This window comes from Thermoactinomyces mirandus (genome assembly GCF_013868055.1).
In the GTDB taxonomy this organism is placed as follows: Bacteria; Bacillota; Bacilli; order Thermoactinomycetales; family Thermoactinomycetaceae; genus Thermoactinomyces; species Thermoactinomyces mirandus.
Genome location: NZ_JACEOL010000036.1, coordinates 147,292 through 171,521, shown reverse-complemented (window position 1 = coordinate 171,521; position 24,230 = coordinate 147,292). Strand labels below are relative to the sequence as shown.

Below are 24,230 nucleotides of genomic sequence, written 5' to 3'. Positions count from 1 at the left end.
CGGTGTCACTCCTGATTCTCCAATTTTTCACGTTCAGGCACTTCGCGCAAGACACGCGCCGGAACTCCCACATACACTTTTCCCGTCTCTGTATCCTTGTTGACCAAAGCGCCTGCTGCAATGAAGCTTTCTTCTGCCACGGTAACTCCCGGAAGGAGGATGGAACCTCCTCCTACACGCGCTCCTCTTTTTACAACCGGTCCACACACATATTTAAAGCGTTCCCTGGTTCGTCCCATAAAGTTGTCATTGGTTGTTGTTACGGTCGGCGCAATAAATACATGGTCCTCGAGAGTTGTATATGCTGTAATATAGGCATTGGTCTGAATCTTTGTAAAAGATCCGATTTCCACCTGGTTCTCCACCGCGACGCCGCGGCCAATCACCACCCGGTCGCCAATGACGCACTTTTCACGCACAGATGCCTGGTCACCGATCATCACTTCTTTTCCAAACCGACTTCCCCGATACAGGACCGTACCCGCTCCGATGGTGGTTCCGTCGCCAATTTCCAGGGCAGGGAGGCTTGCATCCACCTTTACGGTTGAAGATTTGGCCGGACGCGGCCAGCGTCCCAACACACAATTGTCCGAAACAAATACGTCAGAACCGATCACGGTTCCTGCATGAATGGTAACATTGTTGCCAACAGTCACATTATCGCCAAGGACAACTCCTTCTTCAATAACGGAAAAATGGCCGATGGAGACATTTGTTCCCATCTTGACCGAATCATGTACAAAATGTTGTTTCATGGAAAACCCGCCCTCTTATAATTTTTCGTAATCCGCCTTGATTTCCTGTACGCCACTTAAAGCATTGCGCGTATCAAAAACAACTTTTGCTTTTTCGGCAATCAGTTCATAATCAAAAGCGCTGTGATCCGTTGTAATCAACACAAGGTCTACAGATTCCAGCATTTCCGGAGTGACATTTTCAACCGTTTCAATCTCTTTTCCCGCAGCCTTGAATGATTTCACATAAGGGTCAACCACAACAAAGTCAGCACGATATTTCTCGAGCAACTCCACGATCTGGATGACGGGAGATTCCCGATAATCGTCAATATCTTTCTTGTAAGCCGCTCCCAGCACAGCTACTTTAGCCCCATTTAACGCTTTGCCATATCGGTTAAGGATTTTCATGCAACGGTCAACCACGAAATCGGGCATTTCATTGTTGATTTCCCCGGCTACTTCGATCAGACGGGTATGGTAATGGTATTCACGCGCTTTCCATGTCAGGTAGAAAGGATCGATCGGAATACAGTGCCCTCCCAGTCCGGGGCCGGGATAAAAGGCCATGTAACCATACGGCTTGGTTTTGGCTGCATTGATCACTTCCCAGATATCAATTCCCATTTTATTGCACAGAATGGCCATCTCGTTTACCAATGCGATATTGATGTTGCGGAAGGTGTTTTCCAGGATTTTCTCCATTTCCGCCACTTTCGGACTTGATACCAAATGAACTTCCCCATCCAGAACAGCCCGGTACAACGCACCGGCCATCTTGGTGCAATTTTCCGTTACGCCGCCAACCACTTTGGGGGTGTTTTTGGTCTTGAATACCTTGTTGCCGGGATCGACACGTTCCGGTGAATAGGCAAGATAAAAATCAACTCCCACTTTCAACCCGGTTTCCTCCAGAATCGGCTGGACAACCTCTTCGGTAGTTCCCGGATAGGTGGTACTTTCCAGAACAACCAGCATTCCCGGATGCAAGTATTTCGAGATGCTTCTGGCAGAAGATTCCACATAGGTTACATTGGGTTGCTGATATCGATCAAGCGGTGTCGGCACACAAATGGCAACCGCATCTACCTCCGAGATTCTCGAATAGTCCGTTGTGGCGGTCAAATGGCCGTCTCCGACAATTTGTTTCAGTTCTTTGTCGACAACATCCCCGATGTAATTTATGCCATGATTCACCTGATCAACCCGATTTTGCAAAATGTCAAAACCAATGACTTTAAAACCTGCTTTGGCTTTTTCCACAGCCAGTGGCAAGCCGACATATCCCAAGCCGACAACACCAATGACTGCCGTTTTTTCTTCAATTTTTTGCAGTAAGGTTTTTCCGCTCACAGGTTTTACCTTCTTTCACTTATTTATTGGCATAATACTTTTTAATGGTGTCTGCAATAAACCCGATCGTTTCATCCTCCAATTCCGCATACATCGGGAGGGCAAATGTCCGTTTGGACATATATTCGACATTTGGCAAGCTTCCTACTCCATAGCCCAAACCTTTGTAAACCTCCTGTTGATGAAGCGGAACCGGATAATAAATTCCGCAGGCAATGCCGTTTTCTTTCAAATGAGCCATCAATTCATCGCGATCCTCGGCCTGAATAATATATAAATGGTATATGTGCTTGCGGTCTTTCCCTTCATAGGGCGTAACAACCGGGGTTTCTTTCAGCAATTCGTTGTACAACGCCGCTTTTTCCCGCCGCCCGTCATTCCAATTGTCCAAATGGCGGAGCTTGATGCGCAAAACAGCAGCCTGGAGGGCATCAAGCCGGCTGTTATAACCGATCATGCTGTGATAATATTTCGGATTTGAGCCGTGAACGCGCAAAATGCGAACTTTTTGGGCCAGCTCGTCATCATTGGTCACAATCATTCCTCCATCGCCATAACCGCCCAGGTTTTTGGTCGGGAAGAAGGAGAAGGTGGCTGCGTGGCCCCATGCCCCGATTTTACGTCCTTTGTATTCCGAACCCATTGCCTGTGCCGCATCTTCCAGTACGAACAGGTTGTGTTCTTCAGCCACAGCCATAATTTCGTCCATATTGGCCGGTTGACCGAAGATGTGAACCGGAATGATCGCCTTGGTTTTATCTGTAATCCGTGCCCGGATTTGATCGACATCAATATTGTAGGTTTTGGGGTCGATATCGACAAAGACAGGAGTTGCCCCGAGCCGGGAAACCGTTTCTGCGGTGGCAAAAAATGTGAATGGTGTGGTGATTACTTCATCTCCCGCTTTGATTCCGGCCGCGTCCAACGCCAGCAGAAGTGCGTCTGTTCCGTTTCCTACACCGACAGCATGTTTTACACCAAGATAGTTAGCCACTTCTTCCTCAAAAGCCCTGACTTCGGGTCCCATGATATATTGACCGCTATCCAGTACTTTTTCCACTGCCTGCATGACTTCGTCGCGGATCGTTGCAAGTTGGGCTTTCAAATCTAGCAAAGGAATCTTTTTCATTAGTAAACTCTCCTTATCTATTTTCAGGTTAGTTGCGTTTCAATTGATTCATTTTTACTGGTTTTCCTGTTTCAGCAGCCATTTGGCATGCGATGACGAAACTCAACGCTTTGCGGCCTTCCTCACCGGATACGATGGGCCGCCTGTTGTCCTGGACGGCCTCGGTCATATCTTGAATAATGCACTGATGACCCGGGATTCCAAATGGATCTTTTTCGATTTTTTCTATGGTGGCTTCAGCTTCTTCTTCAGACAGACCCTCAAATTTCCATTCTTTAATCCAGTTGGCTGTCCGGCCTGCGATGACTGCTGTTCCCTTTTCCCCAAAAATGCTTAATGATTCTTCCAGGTTTTTGGGATAGATGGTGACAGCGGCCTCCAGGACTCCCAAAGCTCCATTCTTGAAGCGAATCACCGAAACAGATGTATCTTCAGCTTCAATATTGCGGATCCGGGTTGCACTATAAGATGAGACTTCCTCGATATCCCCCATCATCCATAACAAGAGATCCATGTTGTGAATAGCCTGGTTCATCAACACGCCCCCGTCCATTGCCTTGGTGCCTCGCCAGGGAGCCTGGTCATAATATGCCTGGTTCCGATTCCAGCGAACAGTGGCATTCGCATGTCCGATCTTGCCAAAGGCACCCTGCTCCAATTGTTTTCTCAATTCAACCACAGCCGGGCGAAACCGGTTTGGATGAACGACGGCCATTTTGACACCATTTTTCTCACAAGCTGCAATCATTCGGTCGGCGTCTTCCAATGTAAGAGCCATCGGCTTTTCCACAATAACATGTTTTTTGGCTTCTGCAGCCTGAATCGTCAATTGTGGGTGAAGCCCGCTGGGTGTACAGATACAGACGACATCAACATCTGTCCTCAACATACCCCCCAAATCCTTGTACCCTTGAATTCCATCTTTTGCGAATTCCTTGAGACGCTCTTCATTGGTATCGCAAACCGCAACCAACTCTGCACCTTGTGTGGCTTCAATGGCTGAAACGTGTTTTTTTGCAATGTGGCCACAACCTACAATTCCATAGCATATCACAAGATCTCCCTCTTTTCCTTGTCCAGGTCAGTCAATATTGTTCCATACACAAACTTATATCGACTACCGATATTACAATAACATTACAAAATCTATACTACAATGTAACATAGATGAAATCTTTTGGGTATCCCTGCTAACAAAAAGTCATAAACTTTTCTGCTCCAATAATGTAGTATAACATTGAAGCGTTTGTCGTGCATTTTGACTCCAGGTCAATGCCCGGGATGCCCGATGGGCGTTTTCCCCCATTGACGTAATCAGGGAGGGGTCATCTACCAGAATCTTGCGCAGACAATGGGCAATTTTTCCTGGGTCCTTGGCTGGTGCCAGCAGGCCTGTTTTCCCGTCCTGAAGAATTTCTTTAATTCCACCCACATCGGTGGCAACCATGGTCCGCCCACACCCCATCGATTCCAGCAGGATTGACGGCAACCCTTCACTCAGACTGGTAAGAACGGTCACATCTGCGCTGCTGATCCAATCCGGAATTTCGTCATATGGTTTTCTCCCCAGAAAAGTGACAGCCTCCGAAATACCCATCTCTTCCGCTTTCTGTTCCAACTCTGTCCGAAGCGGCCCGTCTCCGACCAAATAGAGAAGAATATCCCGATTCACTTTTCGCACTTCATGGAAAGCTTCCAATAAATATTGAATCCCTTTGACAGGGTATAGATTCCCTATAAACAAGATCAATTTTTTCCTTGGGTCCAAGCCTAATTTTGCCCGTACCTGCAACCGGTTCCTCGGTCGAAACCGTTCCGGGTCAAATCCGTTGTAAATGGTGACTGTATTTGCTTCGGGACACAGCTTTTTAACTTCTTTTTCCAGTCGCTTACTTACCATGATGACCAGATCGCTTGCTTTTAACGCCTGAACTGTCTGTTCATAGATCTCCCGATTCCGATACGGGTACAGCATGATATCCGAACCGTGAATCGTACTGACAAGGGGAACCTTCCACTCTTTCTTCAGCTCTCCCCCGGCATATCCATCGGGGTAGATGGTATGGCAATGAATTAATTCAAAAGGAAATTCTTTATGTATTTCACGCAATCCGGTTTGTAAAGACTTTATATAATATCGACCATACCGTTCGAAAAAAAATCCTCCCGGGAACATTCGCGTCGGAACATAATAAACGGGAATCCCTTCTTTTTCTGTCCGTTTGGGCAAGTTCCGGTATTTTCTCCATTTTGGATAAAAAGGAAACGAAGGAATCGGTACAGCAACCTGTACTTCCGTTCCTTCCTTTTGCAATGCCTTTGCCTGGTTATGGACAAAAATTCCAGCTATGGGATTCACCGGATTGGGATACATATGAGAAATGATTAAAACACGATGGCTCATTCAACCACTTCCTTTATCCGGTTTCGTTTAATAAGGCACACATTCATTGAATTGTCCAGTTTCGGTGATACTAAAGACATCATTGATGTCAGGAGAGATTGTGTGTCATGAGAAGACAGAGAATTGTCAGTGATGACTCAACGGATTGGTTGCTTGGCATTGTCAATGCCATCCTGTTTAGCTTGCCTTTTTGGGGACTGATTTATTTTGGACTTCGTATAATCCAGATATGGAATTAAGAAAGATGAGAAGGAAGGCCCCGACCGGGACCTTCCCAAATCTATGGTTCTGTTATTCGTCGATCGCAAACATCAATTCGGCTTCCACCGCCACATTTTCTCCTACGCGGGCAATTCCCCGGCCTTTCCCGACTTTCCCCCTCAGACGGGTCATTTCCACTTCCAGGGTAAGAACATCTCCAGGTTTGACCTGATTGCGGAAACGCACTTTTTCCAATCCGGCAAAAAAGGCCATCTTGCCACGGTTCTCTTCCACACTAAGGATTGCCACCGCTCCCACCTGAGCCAATGCCTCAACAATAAGCACCCCGGGCATCACCGGATAGTCGGGGAAATGTCCCTGAAAAAAGGGTTCATTGATAGTCACATTTTTCAAACCTGCCGCTCTTTTGGCCGGTTCCAGTTTCGTAATTCTGTCAACCAGCAAGAAAGGATATCTGTGAGGAATAATTTCCTGTATTTGCTTGGCATCAAGCATATTTGCTTCACTCCTGTTCTTTTGCCAGTCAATTCTGCCGAAAGTCACTTGTCATCATTATAGCGAAACAAAGTTTAAAATACCAAGCGCCAAAAAAGGCAGTTTCTTAACAATCAAGGAAAAAATAACTAAACATTGAAAATGGTTCCCGGCACCAGATCTTGTCAAAAAGTATCTGATACCAAAAAAGAACCGGACTTGCCGCCGATTCTTTTTACATTGCCTGTTGGTTTATCGCTTTCAATTGTACCATATAGATCAGTGAAGTGAGATAGGACAACGCAATGACCGACCACAAAAAGGTTTGGGCGATCGAAAAGTTGAACATAAGCAAAAACAAGGCAATATAAAACAAAAACGTTGTTAATTTACCGAAAATATTTGCCGGAACCGTTTTCTTGCCACGCAGATGAAATATCATGGAACAAAGGATCATCGTTACATCCCGGAAAAAAATGACAAAAGCAGCCCATATCCCAATTTTCCCGGAAATGAGCAGAGACAAAAAAACTGAAAGCATCATCAATTTGTCAGCTAAAGGATCGAGCATAATTCCCAGTTGGGTGATCTGTCTCATCCTTCTGGCCAAATAGCCGTCGATCACATCGGTCAACCCCGCAAGAAGAATGATCCCAAAAGCCCAGTGCACGTGCCATGGCATGTCTGAAAAGAACACGACGAGGTAAGCAGGAATCAAAATAAAGCGAATCAGGGTCAAGAAATTGGGCAAATTCATCCCAGGAACTCCTCCTCACAGTTACCGAACCGATCCAACATCCAAAATGAAATAGCCCGTCCCATTTCACATGTAAGACTTGAGCGGAAGACGGGGCATATTATCCATACATTAATTTGAAAATATGAATCCACATATCAATATCAAAAATATCACTAACCGGTTGTTCTCCAATCACAGAATGGCCGATGATCAGTCCCGCAAACAAAACGAAAATCAATGTTGCAGGCAGCCAATAAATTCTTACCCATTTGGGAATCTGTTTTTCTTCTTCCTTTTCCCATGCTTTTCCGCCGGCAAAGGTATTCTGTTTTTTCCTTTGTGCAGCGGCATCAGATGCCATCAAATCAGGTTTTGCTACAAAAGAAGGCTTTTCCTCTTCTGTCATTGATTCCCCGCTGTTTTTTTGGTCCAATGCCGGGTCGATTGAATATTCCTTAAAGTTAATGGGTGTTAACGTGTCCTCCAAAGATAACTGACGGCCCGTGTTAGAGGACTCATTTTCAGGGGCAAACGGAATTTCGGCATTTTCGGAACCAGGCTTTTCCTTTTTTCCGGAGCCCTCGTTCCCGTCTTGAACTTCCTCGTCTTTGCCTGTTTCTGGTTTCTTTTCTTTATTGCTATTTTTTACAACTGAGCTTTTTTTCTTGGCCAGGCCCAAATTGTGATGCGTATCTTCCTCAAACTCTTCACCTTTTCGCCATTTCAGCTGACCTACTGGCATGGTGTCTTCCAATTTTTCATCTTTTGAAAATATATCATGCTGATTATTCAATTTTTGTTTCAAAGTCTCTACATTGTCCAGCTGATAGTCTGTATGTTTTTCTTTATCAGGATAACTCATCTGCATTCCTCTCCAAGACTAACTTCTATTTCCGAACCTCACTTCTCTATAAGCTCGTCCAATTAAATAAACAAGCTTCATTGTACTCATAATAGAATATATCGTAACTGTGAACATAAGTCTATACTTACTAATTGTTGGAGTGTGAACGTTTCTTATACAGTAGAAGCACCGGCGACAATAAAATTATACATATAATAACAACGATTCATTCCTCTTTTAATATTATGTAATTCCGGTGCCTCCCTGCTTTTTTCATACATGCATTGAAATTTCCTGCTTTTTTTTGTCGGACGACTTTCGTTTATATTTGATTTTTGTTGCTTCCCCTCCCCGGATATGACGGATCGACTTATGGTATTCCAGGATTTCCTTCACCTGATTGGCCAGTTCCGGATTGATTTCCGGCAGGCGCTCTGTGAGATCTTTGTGAACGGTACTTTTGGAAATACCGAACTTTTTGGCAATCGTCCGAACCGTATTTCGCGTTTCCACAAAATAATGACCGATCTTTAATGTCCTTTCCTTAATATATTCTTGCACCCGTTTCTGCCTCCCCTCTCTCCATTTGCTACATTATATTTACGGGTGCCAAGGGTTATTCTTTGAATACAAGCCATGACAAGCTGTTATTTCAATTTTTTGTTCTTTTGCTGCAAATAAAAAAGCGTTCCCTTTTATTGGAAACGCTTTTTTATTTATTTTGCTGTGCTCAAATATATATCAGGATTCATTGCCTTCTGGTTGCGGTCGCGAATCTCAAAATGCAAGTGAACCCCGGCTTCCTTTTCAAAGCGATTTCGGCCGGCTTTGGCAATTACCTGTCCTTTTTTCACCATTTGCCCTTTTTTCACCTGTACATCGTCCAGGCTCTGGTAAACCGTCTGGATGCCGCTTTCATGCTGAATCACAACCTGCCATCCGACAACCGGATTTTCTTCTACCCGAATCACTTCCCCTTCAAGTGCGGCAACGACATCAAACGTTTTTCCGTCTCTGCGGGCAAAATCAACCCCCGCGTGGGGCGTATAGGTATTGGCATATTCTACAAGTGAGGATTCCCGGCTTGCTTGTGAATTTTCTTCTTTATAAAATCCTATCGTTTTGATAGCATCTGAATTTTTGGCAACAGGCAATACCAGATCATCATCCGTGGGATTGGTTGGAATATCCTCCTCGGGGAGTTTTTGTTCCACCCAGTTTCTCGCCGTTTTTGACGTTTTTTCAACCTGATGTTCCTGATACCACCAAGCCACACTTAAAATTAGTGCCGCCACTGTCAGGTAAACAGCGGGAAAAAACCATTTTTTAGCCATTAATTTCTTTAATTTCAGCCGTCGCTTCGCTTTTTCAAAGGAAGAAATCTGTTTGTTTGGTTCTTCAGGTTTCATCTAAATCACCTCAGGAACCATTGTCGACCAGCAAATTCCTTTTTATACCCAAGGTGGAAAATTTTTAGTAAATTTGCATCAAACTTGCAACCATGACAATACATATTTCTCATTTTTCGGTGGATACTAATAAAAATTTCCACTCAGGAGGTCTTTTCATGGTAAAACCCTTCAAACCGGATCTTGTCTATTACGAGCCGGGCGCTCTGAAATATCCGCTTGGCAAAGAGCTGGTCAAACATTTCAAAAACATGAATATCCCGATGAAAATGACTACCTCCCATAACCGCGTAACCGGACTGCCAGGCAAAACCAATCCGGAAAAATACCGGGTTGCCAAACGGACATTGGTCATAGGAGTCAGGAAAACATTAACATTTGAACCCTCAAAACCCTCTGCCGAGTATGCAATCCCGCTTGCAACCGGCTGCATGGGCCACTGCCATTACTGCTATTTGCAGACGACACTGGGGCATCGTCCATACATCCGGATCTATGTCAATCTGGACGAAATCTTTGCCCAGACGGAAAAATACATCCGGGAACGCGCTCCGGAAATTACCCGTTTCGAAGCGGCCTGTACATCCGATCCGGTCGGTATTGAACATATCTCGGGGTCACTGAAAAAAGCCATCGAATTTATGGCGGAACAGCCGCTGGGCCGTCTCCGGTTTGTTACCAAATATGCTCATGTCGACTCCCTTCTGGATGCGCACCACGCAGGCCATACCCATTTCCGTTTCAGTATCAATGCCGATTATGTGGTAAAAAACTTTGAGCCTGGCACCTCCCCAATCAATGAGCGTGTGGAAGCGGCAGGAAAAGTGGCAAAGGCAGGGTATCCGCTCGGGTTTATCATCGCGCCGATCATGATTTTTCCAGACTGGGAAGAACAATATACAGAGCTTTTGGCAAATCTGTCCCGCCACCTGCCAAAACAGCTGGATAACCTGACTTTCGAATTGATTACCCACCGCTACACCAAAACAGCCAAACGAATCATTGAAGAGCGTTACCCGAAAACAAAACTGGAAATGGACGAAGAAAAAAGAAAAAAGAAATGGGGACGTTACGGCCGGGTCAAATATGTGTATCCAAATGAACAGATGGCCAAGTTGGAAAAACATCTGGAAAACTCAATAGAAAAATATTTTCCTAATGCAAAAGTCCTTTATTTCACCTGATCTTCCCGAGTTTTTACGATGTCAACCCCCTGGTAATAATGCCTGATAATTTCTTTTGCGCTTTTTCCTTCCTTTGCCATCAGGTTGGCCCCCCATTGGCTCATGCCCACGCCATGTCCATATCCAAAAGACGTGATTTTTACCTGCCCTCCCTGCACTTCCACTTCAAAATCAGATGACGCCAATTGCAATGCTTCCCGAACTTTCCTGCCGGAAAAAATCCGGTCCCCTATTTTTACTTTGGCCACCCGCTTTCCTTCAGTACGTTGGGTCACCTGAACCGGTTCTCCTCCGGCTGAAGCAGGAAGACTGATGGATTGACCGGTTTCTTTTTCCAGACGGCTGATAAACTGATGCAAGGAAAGAGTTTGTTCATGGAGATATTTCGGGGAAAGCCGGTCCCAGGAAGAGGATACGCTTCGCAGATACGGATATTTTCTTTTGAAGTAATCTTCGGAGTTTTCGGTATAGCCGTTGCTGGTTGAGAAGAAAGCGGCATAAATCGGTTCGCCCTCATAGGTAATAATCTGTCCGGCTGTTTCCGCTACCGCCTGCTCTATTTTTTTGTGGTTTGCCTGATACCGGCTTCCCCACTCTCGCTGCAAAGCTTCATCCGTCTTGTAAACCTGGTGTCGCATGGTATCCGTTACATGGGCTTCCTTAGCAACGTTTCCCCATTGGGCCAGATCAGTAAAATCCTTCCTCAACAAACGGTCAATGATATAGGTTCTGGCGGCCAATGCCTGGGCTTTTAACGCTTCTTTATGGAAGTCAGCAGGCATCTCCGCCGCTACCACTCCATAAATATACTTTTCGAGCGGCAACTCAATGATTTTCTTCTCATCACTTAAATAAACCCGGATCGTTAACGCAGACTTTTCATACTTCTCCTTCACCTGGGCAGATGCCTCAGGCCGTTTATCCGAATCACAGGCAACCAAAAAAGCCGGGATCAAAAGAATAATCAACAACAGCCCCAACAAGCCGATCAGCAATCCTTTCTGCAACCTTTATTCGCCTCCATCTGTGGACAACATTTACTACTAACCTATGAAAACCGGAAATTGATTTAGAACCCGTTTCGTAGATTGCGGACAACCTTTTTATAAAAAAACACGATCCCTGTCATACAGGCATCGTGCAGCCAGTACAAAACTCGCCCCAGAAAGCGACTATTCCGTTTGTAATCAGGCAAGCGTTTTTTGTTCAACTTTTGAATCCGTCTCTTCCCGAACCCGCTCGATTCTTGCCCCCAGGTTGCGCAGTTTGCCGACGATATCCACATAACCGCGATCAACATGATGAAGTTCGGTTACTTCCGTTACTCCCTCGGCAACCATACCAGCCAGAATCAATGCCGCTCCCGCGCGCAGGTCCGTTGCTTTTACCTGGGCACCGGACAAGGGTTTTCCTCCTTCAATGATTGCGGTACGGCCATCTATCTTGATCTGTGCACCCATTCGTTTGAATTCTTCAACATGCATAAACCGGTTTTCAAAAACGGTCTCGGTCAACATACTGTTTCCGTTTGACGTAAGCAAAAGTGCCATCATCTGTGACTGCATATCGGTCGGGAATCCTGGATACGGCAGTGTCTTGACGTCAACCGGTTTTAGTTCCCCTTCCGCACGGACATAGATTCCATTCTCGCCGTCAAGCACATGAACTCCCATCTCCCTCATTTTGGCGATCAATGGTACCAGATGATCAGAGATGGCCCCTTCCACGAACACTTCACCACGCGTAATGGCACCTGCAACCATATACGTACCGGCTTCAATGCGGTCAGGAATCACTGTATATTCCGTTCCCCGCAAGAAATCGACACCATCGATCCGGATTTCATCCGTTCCCGCTCCACGTATCTTCGCACCCATCGTATTGAGGAAATTGGCCAAATCTACAATTTCCGGTTCACACGCTGCATTTTCAATAACTGTCCGACCCTGTGCCAATGTTGCTGCCATCATTATATTTTGGGTTGCTCCTACACTTGGGAAATCAAGGTAAATGGTTGCTCCTTTTAACCGGCCGTCAATTTTTCCTTCAATGTATCCTTGCCCGATATCAAACCGGACACCCATCGCTTCAAATCCTTTTAAATGGAGATCGATTGGGCGGCTGCCGATTGCGCATCCTCCGGGAAGTGGAATTCTCGCGTGTTTTTTTCTGGCCAGGAGGGGACCCATCACCAAAACGGAAGCTCTCATTTTGCGCATCAAATCATAAGGAGCTTCTGTAGAACCAACCTTTTCTGCATTGATCACAACTTCTTCATTGCCCAGATCTACTTTGATCCCCAAATGTTTCATCATTTGCGTAATGGTCTTTACATCTTCCAAAAGCGGAACATCCATAATCAAGATGTCCCCTCTGGATACCAATATCGATGCGGCAATTAAAGGAAGCACGGCATTTTTCGCACCATGTACCTTTACTCTTCCTCTTAAACGTGTTCCGCCTTGAACGATGATTTTTTCCAAGACTCTTCCCCCCAAAAACTAATATTCGATGGTGATAATTGGCGTTCCCAAAGTCAATGTCATGCGATGGGCATCTGAACTTGTCCGGATCGCTGCCTGCATATTCATCATACCACCTTTTGTTTCAATCCCCTCCGGCATCAACGGAGAGAAAGCGGAAATACTGATGATATGACCAGTACGCATTGCTTCCACTTCTTTTGCCTTCAACAACTGAAAAACCTGGGCGAGCAAGTGTTCATGGTTTTTTATGTCGGCCTGTTTGCTTCCCTGAACAGAATAATGATAAGAAGGAACTATTCCATGATCCAGTAATACACGTGTCGCCTTATCGCGCACAACAAGCCAGTTTTCACCAGGTTCTCCGTTTGCGAAGAGCTGAATCGCCAAATAAGGGTGGATCCTTTTTTTGGATGGTTCATCGTTGATAACGACCATTTTGATCAGAATGTTTCGTCCCGCTGAGCCCTGGGCTGTAAATCTGATGCCATCCGGCCCTTCATCCGTGATTACCGGTCCGATTCCAAAGGCTTTTCCCAACTCCCCGGCCCACTGTTTTACCTCTTCCTTGCTCATTGCCCGTTCCGTGCGGTTTCCATGATGCCATACGAATTTCTCCGGCTGGACCCCGATTTCTTCAAATACATCCAGCAGACATTCTTCCGGTTGGGGCTTCGTTTGTGATGCGATCAGGACCAGCGGCAGAATCAGACAAACAACCGCTGCCTGTTTCCAAATTCCCCGCATTTGCCATCCTCTCCTGTGAATTTGTACAATTGCAATTATTCACATACATTGGAGAGGATATACTTGAACCTATCCAGAAAATAACTGGGTCATCAACTGCGACCAGCCCAAATAGTCGATAAAAAAGGTAGCCAACTGATGCCCGAGTACAATGGACAACAGAATCATCAATGCTCTGGCCTGTACAACCCGGTTGGACTTGAAAAGGAACTCGATTCGCATTCCCAGCAAAATCCACCAAACGATGACAATACACACAATCGAGATGAGGATATTGACCAGGCCAGTCAAAGCAAGTTGTGTCGTTCCATTCATCATATGCACTCCCTAAGGCATTTGTTCACATGGTACCATGGTACAAAAAATTAAGGAGATGCGCAAAAGTTTTTTCCCCCAATCTTGAACAATTTATGATATTTCCCCCGACAAATGGATTTCGAAAAGTGCCATGAAAACAAAAAAGGCATCCCCCACAAACGGGGGTATGCCCTGTCTCAATCCGTCAATATCCAAGCGAATTGGCGGCTTGGGAGAATCCGGATACCCAATCCAGTTGCCCAAAAGCCTGCAAAAAGAAGTCAGGAATAATTCCCAAAAGGATGGTTCCCAAAACTGCCATTCCAACAACCGCCACCGTTGGCCATGAAACGGCGATTTTTTGGGAGTCCTCCGCTTTCCTGAAATACATTTGCCGTGCAAACCCAAAGTAATAATAGTAAGAAATGACCGTTGTGGCAATCATGATCGCTGCCAGCCAATAATGGGTACTTGCAATGGCACTCATCAGGATATAAAACTTCCCGATAAACCCGGCCGTAACCGGAAGTCCTGCAAGCGACAGGAGGAAAAATGTCATGATGAGCGCCAGGCTTGGCGAGCGCTGATATAATCCGGCAAAAGCATTCATGTCATAGGTTCCGGCTCTTCTGGCCACAATCTCAATCACCACAAAGGCACCCAGCGTCATACACAGATAAGCGACCAAATAGAATACAAGGCTCGGGAACAAGTCAAATCCGACAAACCCCATTGTTGCCGGAGGCACAAGCATATAACCGGCATGGGCAATGCTGGAATAAGCCATTAACCGTTTGGTATCTTTCTGGCGCAAAGCAACAGTATTTCCCACAATCATGGAGAGTGCTGCAACAAGCATGAATGACCAGGAAATCACTTCATTCCAGACTCCGGTTGTTACCAGGGGAATAAAAGCGATCAGCACAATGCGGACGACAAAGGCAAATGCAGCCACTTTGGAAACAACCGCCAGGAATATGGTTACGGGTGTAGCCGCTCCCTGGTATACATCCGGTGCCCAGGTATGGAAGGGAGCCGATGAAATCTTGAATCCGAATCCTACGATCATCAAAAAGAACGACAGATAGAGAAATGCCTGATAGTCTGTTCCGGCAATTTCTGCCACATGCTGCTGTATTTCAAACAAATGGGTTGTTCCTGTCAAACCGTACAAAAACGACATTCCGTAAAGGATAAATGCGGAAGATACGCTGCCCAGGACAACATATTTCCAGGCGGCCTCTGCCGAATCGGCCCGTTTTCTTCGAATTCCTACCAGGATATAGGAAGAGAGGCTCAATAACTCCAAACCGACAAACAACGTGATCAGTTCTGCAGAAGATACCATAATCATGGCACCCAGCAAAGCGGTTAACAGCAGGGAGTAGTATTCACTTTCTGCCTCCAGTTTTTCCGTATCCTTGTCCGACAGAGAGAACAGTAGAACCAGCGCCGTTCCAAACAGCAATATCGCTTTGAAAGCCAGACTGAAATCATCAATCCGGTAGGAATCCCCCAAAATCTGATAAGGTTCATGTCCCCAGCCCAATCCGACAAATATACCTGCCACCAGTACTGCAAGCAACCCTAAAATACCAATCCATTTCCTTGAAACTGTTTCTTTGAGCAGCAAATCAACGATGGTTAATAGGGCGGCGGCAGCGACGATTACAAGTTCTGGAGCCAACACTCGCAGGTCAAAATCCAGCAACGTTTGTATCATGCCCCTACCCTCCGATCCGAGATACAATAAGATCTAGTGTTACCTGCATGGGCGCACCCAAGGAATCCGGATAAACACCGATTAGTACAATCAACGCTACCAAAACCATCATCGGCACACTTTCGTTGACATTCAGATCATTCAATAACCGGTAACGCTCGTGAATCGGACCAAACGTTGTCTTCAGCAAGGCACGCAGTGCGTAAACAACGGTGAAGATTAACCCGAGAGCCCCGATCGACGCAATCACTGGATAGTTTTGGAACAAACCGAGGTATGACAAAAATTCGCTGATAAAACCGGACAATCCGGGTAAACCCAGGAGCGCCATGATACCCACAAGGAAAATCCCTGAAAAAACAGGCATCGATTTCGCAAGTCCGCCTAAATCATCCAATTCAGTTGTTCTGGTCCGCTCATACATACATCCGACAAGGAAAAAGAGCAGTGCTGAGATCAATCCGTGAGACACCGCCTGGAACATGACTCCTTTCAATCCTGCTGCATTCAGGGAAGCCAGTCCAAACAGGATAATTCCCATATGGCTGATGCTGGAGTAAGCAAGAACGCTTTTCAATTCTCTTTGTACGATGGCAAGCAGCGCTCCGTACAAAATGTTGATTAATCCAAGGATCGCAATCAATACGGCTATTTCTTTCATTTGTTCCGGGAACAATCCCACGCCAAACCGCATAAAACCATAAGCTCCCATTTTCAGGAGAACTCCCGAGTGAATCATGACTACCGGTGTGGGTGCTTCAACGTGCGTCCGCAACATCCAGCTGTGAAATGGAAAAACAGGCAACTTGATGCTGAAAGCAATCATCAAGGCAATAAAGACTGCCCATAATGTCGTTTCGATTTGCGGCGGAAGCAAAGCCAGTTGTCCCATCACCTGTCCCATCCGAGACTCCAGATCAGAATACTCAAGGGAACCAAACATAATCATGAGCGCAACCATGGCAAACAGCAAAAATCCTGATCCCAATCCGTTATACAGCAAAAACCGGTTAGCTGCCTTTACTTTCCCGAGGAATCCCCATTTCCCGATCAGAAAAAAGGTAACAATCAGGGTGATTTCGAAAAAGATGAAAAAGAGAAACAGGTTTGCGGCTGCAAAAACCCCGATCATTCCCGTTTCAAGCAGCAGCAGCAACTGATAATAACCTTTTGTGGCCTGGCGAATATATAAAGAAGCCACGGCAGCGAGGGTACTTACAATTGTCGTTAACACAATCAGCGGAAGTGACAATCCGTCAACCCCCATACTGTAATGGAAAGTCCACGGCTCTCCCTGCAGGATCGGAATTTGGAACCAGATAACGGATTGAAACCACTGTAGCCCTTTAAATCCCTGATCAAAATGCAAATACATGTACAGTGCAAAGAAAAGTGACGGGAGTGTCGCCATGATTCCCCAGAATCGGTGAAGCCCCGTTTTTTCACGGGGGAGAAAAAGAAGAACAGCGACTCCTAAAAGCGGGAAAAATGTAACCAATGCAGGCAACCAATTTATCCAACTCATTTCAAAAACCTCCCCGCCGTTAAACCTACAATCAATAGAACAAAACCGATTACACTAACCAAAGCATAGGTTTGCGCCTGCCCGTTCTGGATCCGGGAACCGATCCGGCCGATAAATTGTGCGATCCAGGCAGTTAAATAAGCAAGTCCTCCTACAACAAACCGGTCCACACCATACAGGAACCAGCCGATTCCTTTGGCAGGCAAAACAAACGCATAATGATACAACTCATCAACATAGTACTTGTTGAACACCAGCTTGTGGAGCCGGGGAACGGTTTGTACCACTTTGGACGTGCTCCATTTTCTGCTTCCAAAGTAAAGATATGCCAGTCCAATTCCGACCAGGGATACGGTTACGACCAGCACCGGCAACCAGACAGGGGCATGACCTGTCGCAGCTGTATAATCATTGCCTTTGGATAACCATGCTGTCAGCAGATGCATGGGAGATGCATTTGCAAATCCGCTAAACACGGAGAAAAGTCCCAGGATCACGATTGGAACCATCATCACAACCGGAACCTTGCTGTCCGCTTTCGGACCCCTGGCTTCCCCGGCAAAAACCATAAAGAACAGGCGAAACATGTAAAATGCCGTAAAGAAAGCTGCAATAATCCCGATCACAAACAAATCGATTCTTCCATCCAGGTAAGTGGACAACAGGATCTCATCCTTGGAGAAAAACCCGGAAAATGGAGGAATTCCCGCTATCGACAGACAACCGGCCAAAAACCAGATTCCCAGTTGACGGTGGCTTTTCCAAAGTCCACCCATTTTCCGTATGTCTTGCTCATGGGAAAGCAATACGATTACTGCACCTGCACCCAGGAACAAGAGGGCTTTAAAAAAAGCATGTGTAAAGAGATGAAATACCCCCGCTACATACCCGGCAGAACCAAGCGCCAGCATCATATAGCCCAACTGACTTACCGTTGAATACGCCAGCACCCGTTTAATATCGTATTGTGCCAAACCGATGGTAGCGGCAAAAATAGCAGTAAATCCGCCAACATAGGCTACCAGATCCATTGCAAAAGGCGACGCCTGGAAGAGGAAAAACAGATTGGCAACAAGGTAAACACCAGCCGCTACCATTGTGGCTGCATGAATTAACGCACTGACAGGTGTTGGCCCTTCCATGGCATTGGGCAGCCATGTATGTAATGGAAACTGGCCTGATTTTCCAATTGCACCGACAAAAATAAGCACAGCAAGCAAGGTGATGAGTCCCGGCGTCAGTTGACCAGACTCAACCACTGCCTGAAGATCAGATACTTCAAAACTTCCTGCATGCCAAAACGCCAGACAGATGGCAATGAAGAAACCAACATCACCAATCCGTGTTACGACAAACGCTTTGCGGGCTGCATCTCTTGCTTCCGGTTTAAAATACCAGAAACCAATTAACAAAAATGAGCAGACCCCTACCAGTTCCCAGAAAATATAAATCCATAACAGGTTACTGGACATGACCAGACTGAACATGGAGAAAGTGAATAATGCCAGATAGGCATAAAACACCTGAATCCGGTCATCATGTTTCATATAGCCGTAGGAATACAAATGGACGAGCATGCTGACAACGCTCACTATGAATAACATCAACATCTGAAGTGACCCAATCTCAATACTGAGTGACACTGTTTGATTTCCAATCTGCAGCCAGGGAACTTTCCATGTTATTGTCTCTCCTGCCACCAGGACCCATGTGGACAGGGCGAAAGAGGCAAATGTTGCCGCCACTCCGACTGCGGCCGCCATCTTCTTGCAAAAAGCCTTGCGGCCAAAAATGAGCAGAAGAAAAGCAATAACCGGAAAAAGGGGAATCAAGAGAGCAAGATTTGCTTCCATTTCTGATCCTTCCTTCTTCTATAAGTTTCATCGCTCTGTTTTCATGTCGAAATATCATGTCAAAGTGAAAGATGAAAAAGAGCTTCATCCATTAACCTTTTAATGACTTGAATTGGTCTGCTTCTGCAGTTTCCACATGCCGGTACAGGGCGATCAGTATAGCAATTCCCAGCGCCGCTTCGGCAGCTGCAATGGTAATCGTAAACAGGGTAAAGATATGCCCCGCAAGATCGGGAAACAGACCGAATTTGGAAAAGGCAACAAAATTGATATTTGCCGCATTCAACATAAGTTCAATACAAAACAGCACAATCACGGCATTCCGTTTTGTCAACACTCCATATAGTCCAATGCTGAACAGGATGGCAGACAAAGCGAGATAAGAGGTAACAACCATCATTTCTCCTCCTTTTTCGCCAAAACTACTGCGCCAACCAGAGCAACCAGTAAAAGGATTGAAGCTAATTCGAATGGAATAACATATTCTGTAAAAACCCTTTCTCCCAGTTGCAAAATCGTCCACCCTTCTCCATCGCTGGGTTCACTGATCACGGGAGTCTGGTAAATAATCCACATCAATACACCAAAAAAGGCTGCCACTCCGACAAAGCTGAGCACAGCATGCCACGGAGCGATGGAACTCTTCAATTCTTCATGGTTCTTCGTCAACATGATTCCAAACAGCATGAGAATCGAGATTGCTCCAGTATAGATCAGGATCTGAATCACCGCCAAAAATTCGGCATGTAATTGCAGATAGATCCCCGCAATACTTAAAAAGGTAAATGCCAGCGCCAAAGCCATATGGATAACCCGTGTAAAGTTGATCATGAAGACTGCTCCGCCAATAGCCATAACAGAAAGGATAAAGAAGGCAATAAATTCACTGTTGATAGACATTATTGTTTTCCTCCGTGTCTTTTTGCTACATTGCCGCTTTGTTCCTCACGAATATGTGTATTGTTTTGGTTCAGCCATTCCAAATCCTTGAACAGTTCGTCACGGCTATACACGGCGAGTTCATAGTTATTGGTCATTGTAATTGCTCCAGTCGGGCAGACCTCTGTACACAGATCGCACAAGATGCATGTTTCAAAATTGATCGTGTAGGTATCGATCACTTTCCCTTTCTTTTCCGGTTGCTTTTTCCCGGATAAAGTAATGCAATCTGTCGGACAGATCCGTGCACATTGGTTGCAGACAATGCATTTTTCCGGATCAAAATGTTGTATCCCGCGGAAGCGGTTTGGCATAAGGAGCGGCTCATCCGGATAACGATAGGTTACCTTCGGCTTGGTCATGTTTTTCAGGGTAACTCCCAACCCTTTTACTAAGCCCAGCACGATGCTTCCCTCCATTCAAATTCTCCATCAAAAATATGCTCCGATTACAGGAACTTCCTTCAAAACACAGGTTAACAAAATGTTCAGCAAAGCGATTGGCAACAATACTTTCCAGGAAAACTGCATCAATTGGTCTGCACGAAGCCTTGGCATCGTTGCTCGCAGCCAAAACAGGAAAAATACAATCAGCAAAAACTTGAGGACAAACCAAATGATTGGTGGAATAAACGTCAGTCCAAACGGTGCATTCCATCCTCCAAGATAAAGTACGGTCGTTAAAGCAGCCATTGCGAACATATACACATACTCGGTCAGCATGAAGAAGGCAAACCGAAATCCCGAATATTCAACATGGTAACCGGCAACCAGTTCCGATTCCGCTTCGGGCAGGTCAAACGGACAACGGTTCAGTTCTGAAATTGCCGCGATCAAAAAGACGACAAACCCGACAAACTGGGGAACAATAAACCAGACATCCTTTTGTGCCTCAACAATTTCCGTAAGATTTAACGATCCTACAGACAGAACGATACCAACTACAGACATGACCAGGGGAATTTCATAACTGATCATTTGTGCGGCTGAACGCATGCCGCCCATGAGCGAATATTTGTTGTTGGAAGACCATCCCCCGATCAGGATTCCGATAATCGTAATGCTGGAAAGGGCCATGTAGTATAATAAACCGATTGCAAAATCGGAGAACCGGATTGAGTCAGAAAACGGAATTACCGCCAATACCGCAAAGGAAGGTACAAATGCGATAATCGGTGCGATCCGGAAAAGCAATTCGTCTGACTTGTTCGGGATCACATCTTCTTTGAACAACAATTTCAAAACATCGGCGACCGTTTGCAGCAAACCCCAGTATCCTACGCGATTGGGACCAATCCGGTTTTGCGCCCAGCCGATCACTTTTCGTTCAAAAAAGATCGCATACACAACAAAAAGAAGTACAACCAGAAGCAGCAGTACTGGTCCGATCAGCAGCCATGAATTCATCAGCAATCCACCTCCCCCAGAATAATGTCGATACCACCCAGGATTGCAACCAAATTGGAAATATTTTCTCCTTTCAGCAAGTGCGGTATAATTTGCAAATTATAGAAAGACGGACGGCGGAATTTCAGGCGCCATGGTTTGTCTTTTCCCTTGCTTACAATATGACATCCCAATTCTCCCCGCGGAGATTCAATCCCTACATAAACTTCCCCTTCCGGAACCCGAAGGACTTTGGGAACCTTGGCCAAAATCGGCCCGCTTTCGGGGAACCGGGCAATTGCCTGTTCAACGATCCGGAGCGATTCTTCTATTTCCCTCATGCGACACAAATACTTGTCATACAGGTCACCCGTTTTTCCGACCGGGACATCAAACTCGAACCGGTCATAAATGGAATAAGGTTTGTTTTTCCGCAGATCCCAGTTAATACCGGTAACCCTGAGGTTCGCTCCGGACAAGGCATATTCAATGGCCAATGATTTTGAAACAATACCGATTCCTTTGGTGCGTTGGATGAAGATTTCATTTCCGGTAATCAAATTGTGGTATTCTTTTACTTCTTTCTTCATTCTTTCAACAAACCCGGCCACTTTTTCAATCCATCCCGAAGGCGCATCCCATTTTACGCCGCCTACGCGCATATAGTTAAAAGTCATGCGGGCGCCACACAATTCATTGAAGAGATCCAGAATCTCCTCGCGATCGCGGAAACAGTACAAAAACGGAGTCAATGCCCCCAAATCCAGCAGATAGGTTCCCACCCATACCAAGTGGCTTGCAACCCGGTTAAGCTCCATGGCGATCACCCGAAGATATTCAGCCCGTTCCGGGATTTCCAGTTGCATGAGACGTTCCGCAGCGTGTACGATGGCATAATTGTTGGTCATAGCCGATATATAATCCATGCGGTCGGTGTAAGGAATAATTTGCGTATAATTCAAATCCTCCGCCAATTTTTCCGTCCCTCGATGGAGATATCCAATCACCGGCTCCGCATCCACAATAATTTCTCCATCGATTTTCAACTTCAACCGCAGTACGCCGTGAGTACTGGGATGCTGAGGTCCAACGTTCAACAACATTTCTTCTGTACGGAGCAAGGATTAACCCTCCTTATCAAGCGATTCATAATCTTTCCGAAGCGGGTGTCCCACCCAGTCATCAGGCAACATGATCCGTCTTAAATCGGGATGTCCTTTAAAACGGATCCCCATCAAATCATACGCTTCCCGTTCATTCCAGTTGGCAGCTTTCCACAAGTGAGCCACGCTCGGAACTTCCGCCTTTTCCCGGTCTGTTTTGACACGAATGGCAATCTGATGTTCATTCTTGAACGAATAAAACTGATAAACCACTTCCAGTTCTGTCTGGTAGTCAACAGATGACAGAACCCGCATATAATCAAAGGCAAAAGCGGGATCTTCCTTTAATATAATGGCCACGTCACTCCATTTTTCCTTGGTGACAACCAGTGTAGGCACGTGTCCGCTTGCCCGATTAATGTAAGCTTCCGTGATTGCATCTTCGCCAGCCTTTTCCCTGATCTCCCTGACAAATTTCTGCAAAAGAGGCTCAAGCGGGGACGGTTCTTCCGGTTTTTCTTCTTTTTTGGCCTGATTTGGACGTTCCGCCGGTCTCGCTCGCCTGGCTCCGGCAGCGCCTGTTGGCATTTTCGGTACTGCTTTTTTGGCCGGAGCAGCTTTCTTTTCGGCGCGGTCAGGCTCTGCCTTTTTCCCCGGAGAAGATGATAATTCTGCAGATTTCTTTTCCAGGTCTTTGTTATTAATTTCACATGTACTCATCGGTTAATCACCTTCTTGCCGTGTTTTGCCTCATAACGGATTTTCTCCTGCAGCTTGTTAATGCCGTAAATAAGCGCTGCCGGGTTGGGTGGGCATCCGGGAATATAAACGTCTACCGGAACGATCTGGTCTACTCCTTTTACAACTGAGTAAGATTTCACATATGGACCCCCAGCAGTAGCACAAGAACCCATTGCAACAACCCATTTAGGATCAGGCATCTGATCATATAACCGGCGCAATAAAGGACTCATCTTCTTCGTAACGGTTCCTGCCACAATCATGACATCGGCCTGGCGCGGAGATGCCCGGAATATGACGCCAAACCGGTCAAAATCATAGTGGGAACCGCCTGTAGCCATCATCTCAATCGCACAGCATGCCAATCCAAATGAAAGTGGCCACATTGAATTGCTGCGAACCCATCCTTTCAGCTGATCCAAATTGGTGGTGATGACATTTCGCTTAAACTCCTGTTCTTCAAACGGAGTTATATTTTCAAAATTCAGTTCCATTCTAACACCCTCTTTTTCCAGGCATAAATTAGTCCCAGGATGAGGAAAAACACGAAGATAAACATTTCAGCCAGGATGAACAGCCCTATTTCAGAGCGTAGAACATCATAACTGGATGCCCATGGATACAGGAAAACGGCCTCCACATCGAAAATGACAAAAAGCAAGGCAAACAGGTAGTAACGGACGTTATACTTTACCCAGCTGTCACCGGTAGGATCAACACCACTTTCATAAGTGATCCGCTTTTCAGGTGAAGGCTTGTGGGGACGAAGGATTATTCCTGCCGACAAAGCCAGTACGGGGAGGGCAATACCTACGATAATAAAACTCATCATCATCAAATGACTTGGCTCAATCAAACTGATCCCTTCCTTCTTCGAGATCCTTTACCATAAAAACGTCTTCATTCATTTCCAATATCGACCTTAACAATTCGTTCAGAAAT

The 24,230-nt window shown here is 45.8% G+C and carries 27 protein-coding genes; 2 read left to right on the top strand and 25 right to left on the bottom strand.

Annotation, left to right across the window (positions count from 1 at the left end):
* Positions 1-5: 5 nt before the first annotated feature.
* The 5 genes from H2C83_RS12065 to H2C83_RS12045 all read right to left on the bottom strand — a co-directional run bounded on the left by H2C83_RS12065 (position 6) and on the right by H2C83_RS12045 (position 5,620).
* The gene (locus tag H2C83_RS12065) at positions 6-755 is read right to left on the bottom strand and encodes an acyltransferase (protein ID WP_181741055.1); all 750 of its coding nucleotides are present in this window, start codon (positions 753-755) and stop codon (positions 6-8) included.
* 15 nt (positions 756-770) lie between these two features.
* A complete protein-coding gene (locus H2C83_RS12060; RefSeq protein ID WP_181741052.1) occupies positions 771-2,087 on the bottom strand; it encodes a nucleotide sugar dehydrogenase in 1,317 nt (438 codons plus the stop codon).
* A gap of 19 nt (positions 2,088-2,106) precedes the next feature.
* On the bottom strand, positions 2,107-3,216 hold the full coding sequence (locus H2C83_RS12055; RefSeq protein ID WP_181741050.1) for a DegT/DnrJ/EryC1/StrS family aminotransferase: 1,110 nt from the start codon (positions 3,214-3,216) through the stop codon (positions 2,107-2,109).
* A 28-nt stretch (positions 3,217-3,244) separates the two neighbouring features.
* Positions 3,245-4,270, bottom strand: coding sequence for a Gfo/Idh/MocA family protein (locus H2C83_RS12050; protein ID WP_181741048.1), 1,026 nt, complete (start codon positions 4,268-4,270; stop codon positions 3,245-3,247).
* 147 nt (positions 4,271-4,417) lie between these two features.
* Positions 4,418-5,620 (bottom strand): glycosyltransferase family 4 protein, encoded by a 1,203-nt coding sequence (locus tag H2C83_RS12045; protein WP_181741045.1) that lies wholly within the window; start codon positions 5,618-5,620, stop codon positions 4,418-4,420.
* Positions 5,621-5,727: 107 nt separating this feature from the next.
* Between H2C83_RS12045 and H2C83_RS18160 the strand changes: the two genes are divergently transcribed.
* Entirely contained in the window at positions 5,728-5,859 is a 132-nt protein-coding gene (locus H2C83_RS18160; RefSeq protein WP_281364150.1) for a hypothetical protein, read from the top strand.
* Positions 5,860-5,911: 52 nt separating this feature from the next.
* Here H2C83_RS18160 and fabZ read toward each other — a convergent pair whose 3' ends face one another.
* The 5 genes from fabZ to H2C83_RS12020 form a co-directional block, all read right to left on the bottom strand.
* Complete coding sequence (gene fabZ, locus H2C83_RS12040; protein ID WP_181741043.1) at positions 5,912-6,337, bottom strand: 3-hydroxyacyl-ACP dehydratase FabZ; 426 nt, start codon at positions 6,335-6,337, stop codon at positions 5,912-5,914.
* Between the two features lie 214 nt (positions 6,338-6,551).
* The gene (locus H2C83_RS12035) at positions 6,552-7,073 is read right to left on the bottom strand and encodes a CDP-alcohol phosphatidyltransferase family protein (protein ID WP_181741041.1); all 522 of its coding nucleotides are present in this window, start codon (positions 7,071-7,073) and stop codon (positions 6,552-6,554) included.
* Between the two features lie 100 nt (positions 7,074-7,173).
* A complete protein-coding gene (locus H2C83_RS12030; protein ID WP_181741039.1) occupies positions 7,174-7,917 on the bottom strand; it encodes a DNA-directed RNA polymerase subunit beta in 744 nt (247 codons plus the stop codon).
* 255 nt (positions 7,918-8,172) lie between these two features.
* A complete protein-coding gene (gene spoIIID, locus H2C83_RS12025) occupies positions 8,173-8,460 on the bottom strand; it encodes a sporulation transcriptional regulator SpoIIID (RefSeq protein ID WP_181741037.1) in 288 nt (95 codons plus the stop codon).
* A 155-nt stretch (positions 8,461-8,615) separates the two neighbouring features.
* Positions 8,616-9,308 (bottom strand): M23 family metallopeptidase, encoded by a 693-nt coding sequence (locus H2C83_RS12020; RefSeq protein WP_181741035.1) that lies wholly within the window; start codon positions 9,306-9,308, stop codon positions 8,616-8,618.
* 158 nt (positions 9,309-9,466) lie between these two features.
* Between H2C83_RS12020 and splB the strand changes: the two genes are divergently transcribed.
* A complete protein-coding gene (gene splB, locus H2C83_RS12015; RefSeq protein ID WP_181741033.1) occupies positions 9,467-10,492 on the top strand; it encodes a spore photoproduct lyase in 1,026 nt (341 codons plus the stop codon).
* Here the strand turns inward: splB and spoIID are convergent.
* The 15 genes from spoIID to ndhC form a co-directional block, all read right to left on the bottom strand.
* Positions 10,480-11,499 (bottom strand): stage II sporulation protein D, encoded by a 1,020-nt coding sequence (gene spoIID / locus H2C83_RS12010; RefSeq protein ID WP_181741031.1) that lies wholly within the window; start codon positions 11,497-11,499, stop codon positions 10,480-10,482. The two genes, splB and spoIID, sit on opposite strands and share 13 nt — an antisense overlap.
* 180 nt (positions 11,500-11,679) lie before the next feature.
* On the bottom strand, positions 11,680-12,975 hold the full coding sequence (gene murA, locus H2C83_RS12005; protein ID WP_181741029.1) for a UDP-N-acetylglucosamine 1-carboxyvinyltransferase: 1,296 nt from the start codon (positions 12,973-12,975) through the stop codon (positions 11,680-11,682).
* Between the two features lie 18 nt (positions 12,976-12,993).
* Entirely contained in the window at positions 12,994-13,722 is a 729-nt protein-coding gene (locus H2C83_RS12000) for a YwmB family TATA-box binding protein (RefSeq protein ID WP_181741027.1), read from the bottom strand.
* A 69-nt stretch (positions 13,723-13,791) separates the two neighbouring features.
* A complete protein-coding gene (locus H2C83_RS11995; RefSeq protein ID WP_246333877.1) occupies positions 13,792-14,040 on the bottom strand; it encodes a DUF1146 family protein in 249 nt (82 codons plus the stop codon).
* 184 nt (positions 14,041-14,224) lie between these two features.
* Positions 14,225-15,742 (bottom strand): NADH-quinone oxidoreductase subunit N, encoded by a 1,518-nt coding sequence (locus tag H2C83_RS11990; RefSeq protein WP_181741025.1) that lies wholly within the window; start codon positions 15,740-15,742, stop codon positions 14,225-14,227.
* A 4-nt stretch (positions 15,743-15,746) separates the two neighbouring features.
* Entirely contained in the window at positions 15,747-17,267 is a 1,521-nt protein-coding gene (locus tag H2C83_RS11985) for a complex I subunit 4 family protein (RefSeq protein ID WP_181741023.1), read from the bottom strand.
* Positions 17,264-19,120 carry an NADH-quinone oxidoreductase subunit L gene (gene nuoL / locus H2C83_RS11980; RefSeq protein ID WP_181741021.1) on the bottom strand — a complete coding sequence of 619 codons (1,857 nt, stop codon included), beginning with the start codon at positions 19,118-19,120 and terminating at the stop codon, positions 17,264-17,266. The genes H2C83_RS11985 and nuoL overlap by 4 nt, the downstream gene beginning before the upstream one ends.
* A 91-nt stretch (positions 19,121-19,211) precedes the next feature.
* The gene (gene nuoK, locus H2C83_RS11975; RefSeq protein WP_181741019.1) at positions 19,212-19,520 is read right to left on the bottom strand and encodes an NADH-quinone oxidoreductase subunit NuoK; all 309 of its coding nucleotides are present in this window, start codon (positions 19,518-19,520) and stop codon (positions 19,212-19,214) included.
* Positions 19,517-20,014, bottom strand: a complete 498-nt coding sequence (locus H2C83_RS11970; RefSeq protein WP_181741097.1) for an NADH-quinone oxidoreductase subunit J — start codon at positions 20,012-20,014, stop codon at positions 19,517-19,519. The genes nuoK and H2C83_RS11970 overlap by 4 nt, the downstream gene beginning before the upstream one ends.
* A gap of 5 nt (positions 20,015-20,019) precedes the next feature.
* The gene (nuoI, locus tag H2C83_RS11965; RefSeq protein WP_181741017.1) at positions 20,020-20,463 is read right to left on the bottom strand and encodes an NADH-quinone oxidoreductase subunit NuoI; all 444 of its coding nucleotides are present in this window, start codon (positions 20,461-20,463) and stop codon (positions 20,020-20,022) included.
* Between the two features lie 27 nt (positions 20,464-20,490).
* Complete coding sequence (nuoH, locus tag H2C83_RS11960) at positions 20,491-21,465, bottom strand: NADH-quinone oxidoreductase subunit NuoH (RefSeq protein WP_181741015.1); 975 nt, start codon at positions 21,463-21,465, stop codon at positions 20,491-20,493.
* Complete coding sequence (locus tag H2C83_RS11955) at positions 21,465-22,565, bottom strand: NADH-quinone oxidoreductase subunit D (protein ID WP_181741012.1); 1,101 nt, start codon at positions 22,563-22,565, stop codon at positions 21,465-21,467. Before H2C83_RS11955 ends, nuoH begins: the two co-directional genes overlap by 1 nt.
* A 3-nt stretch (positions 22,566-22,568) precedes the next feature.
* A complete protein-coding gene (locus H2C83_RS11950) occupies positions 22,569-23,267 on the bottom strand; it encodes an NADH-quinone oxidoreductase subunit C (RefSeq protein ID WP_181741010.1) in 699 nt (232 codons plus the stop codon).
* The gene (locus H2C83_RS11945) at positions 23,264-23,782 is read right to left on the bottom strand and encodes a NuoB/complex I 20 kDa subunit family protein (protein ID WP_181741008.1); all 519 of its coding nucleotides are present in this window, start codon (positions 23,780-23,782) and stop codon (positions 23,264-23,266) included. Before H2C83_RS11945 ends, H2C83_RS11950 begins: the two co-directional genes overlap by 4 nt.
* On the bottom strand, positions 23,773-24,123 hold the full coding sequence (gene ndhC, locus H2C83_RS11940; protein WP_181741095.1) for an NADH-quinone oxidoreductase subunit A: 351 nt from the start codon (positions 24,121-24,123) through the stop codon (positions 23,773-23,775). Before ndhC ends, H2C83_RS11945 begins: the two co-directional genes overlap by 10 nt.
* Positions 24,124-24,230 lie beyond the last annotated feature (107 nt).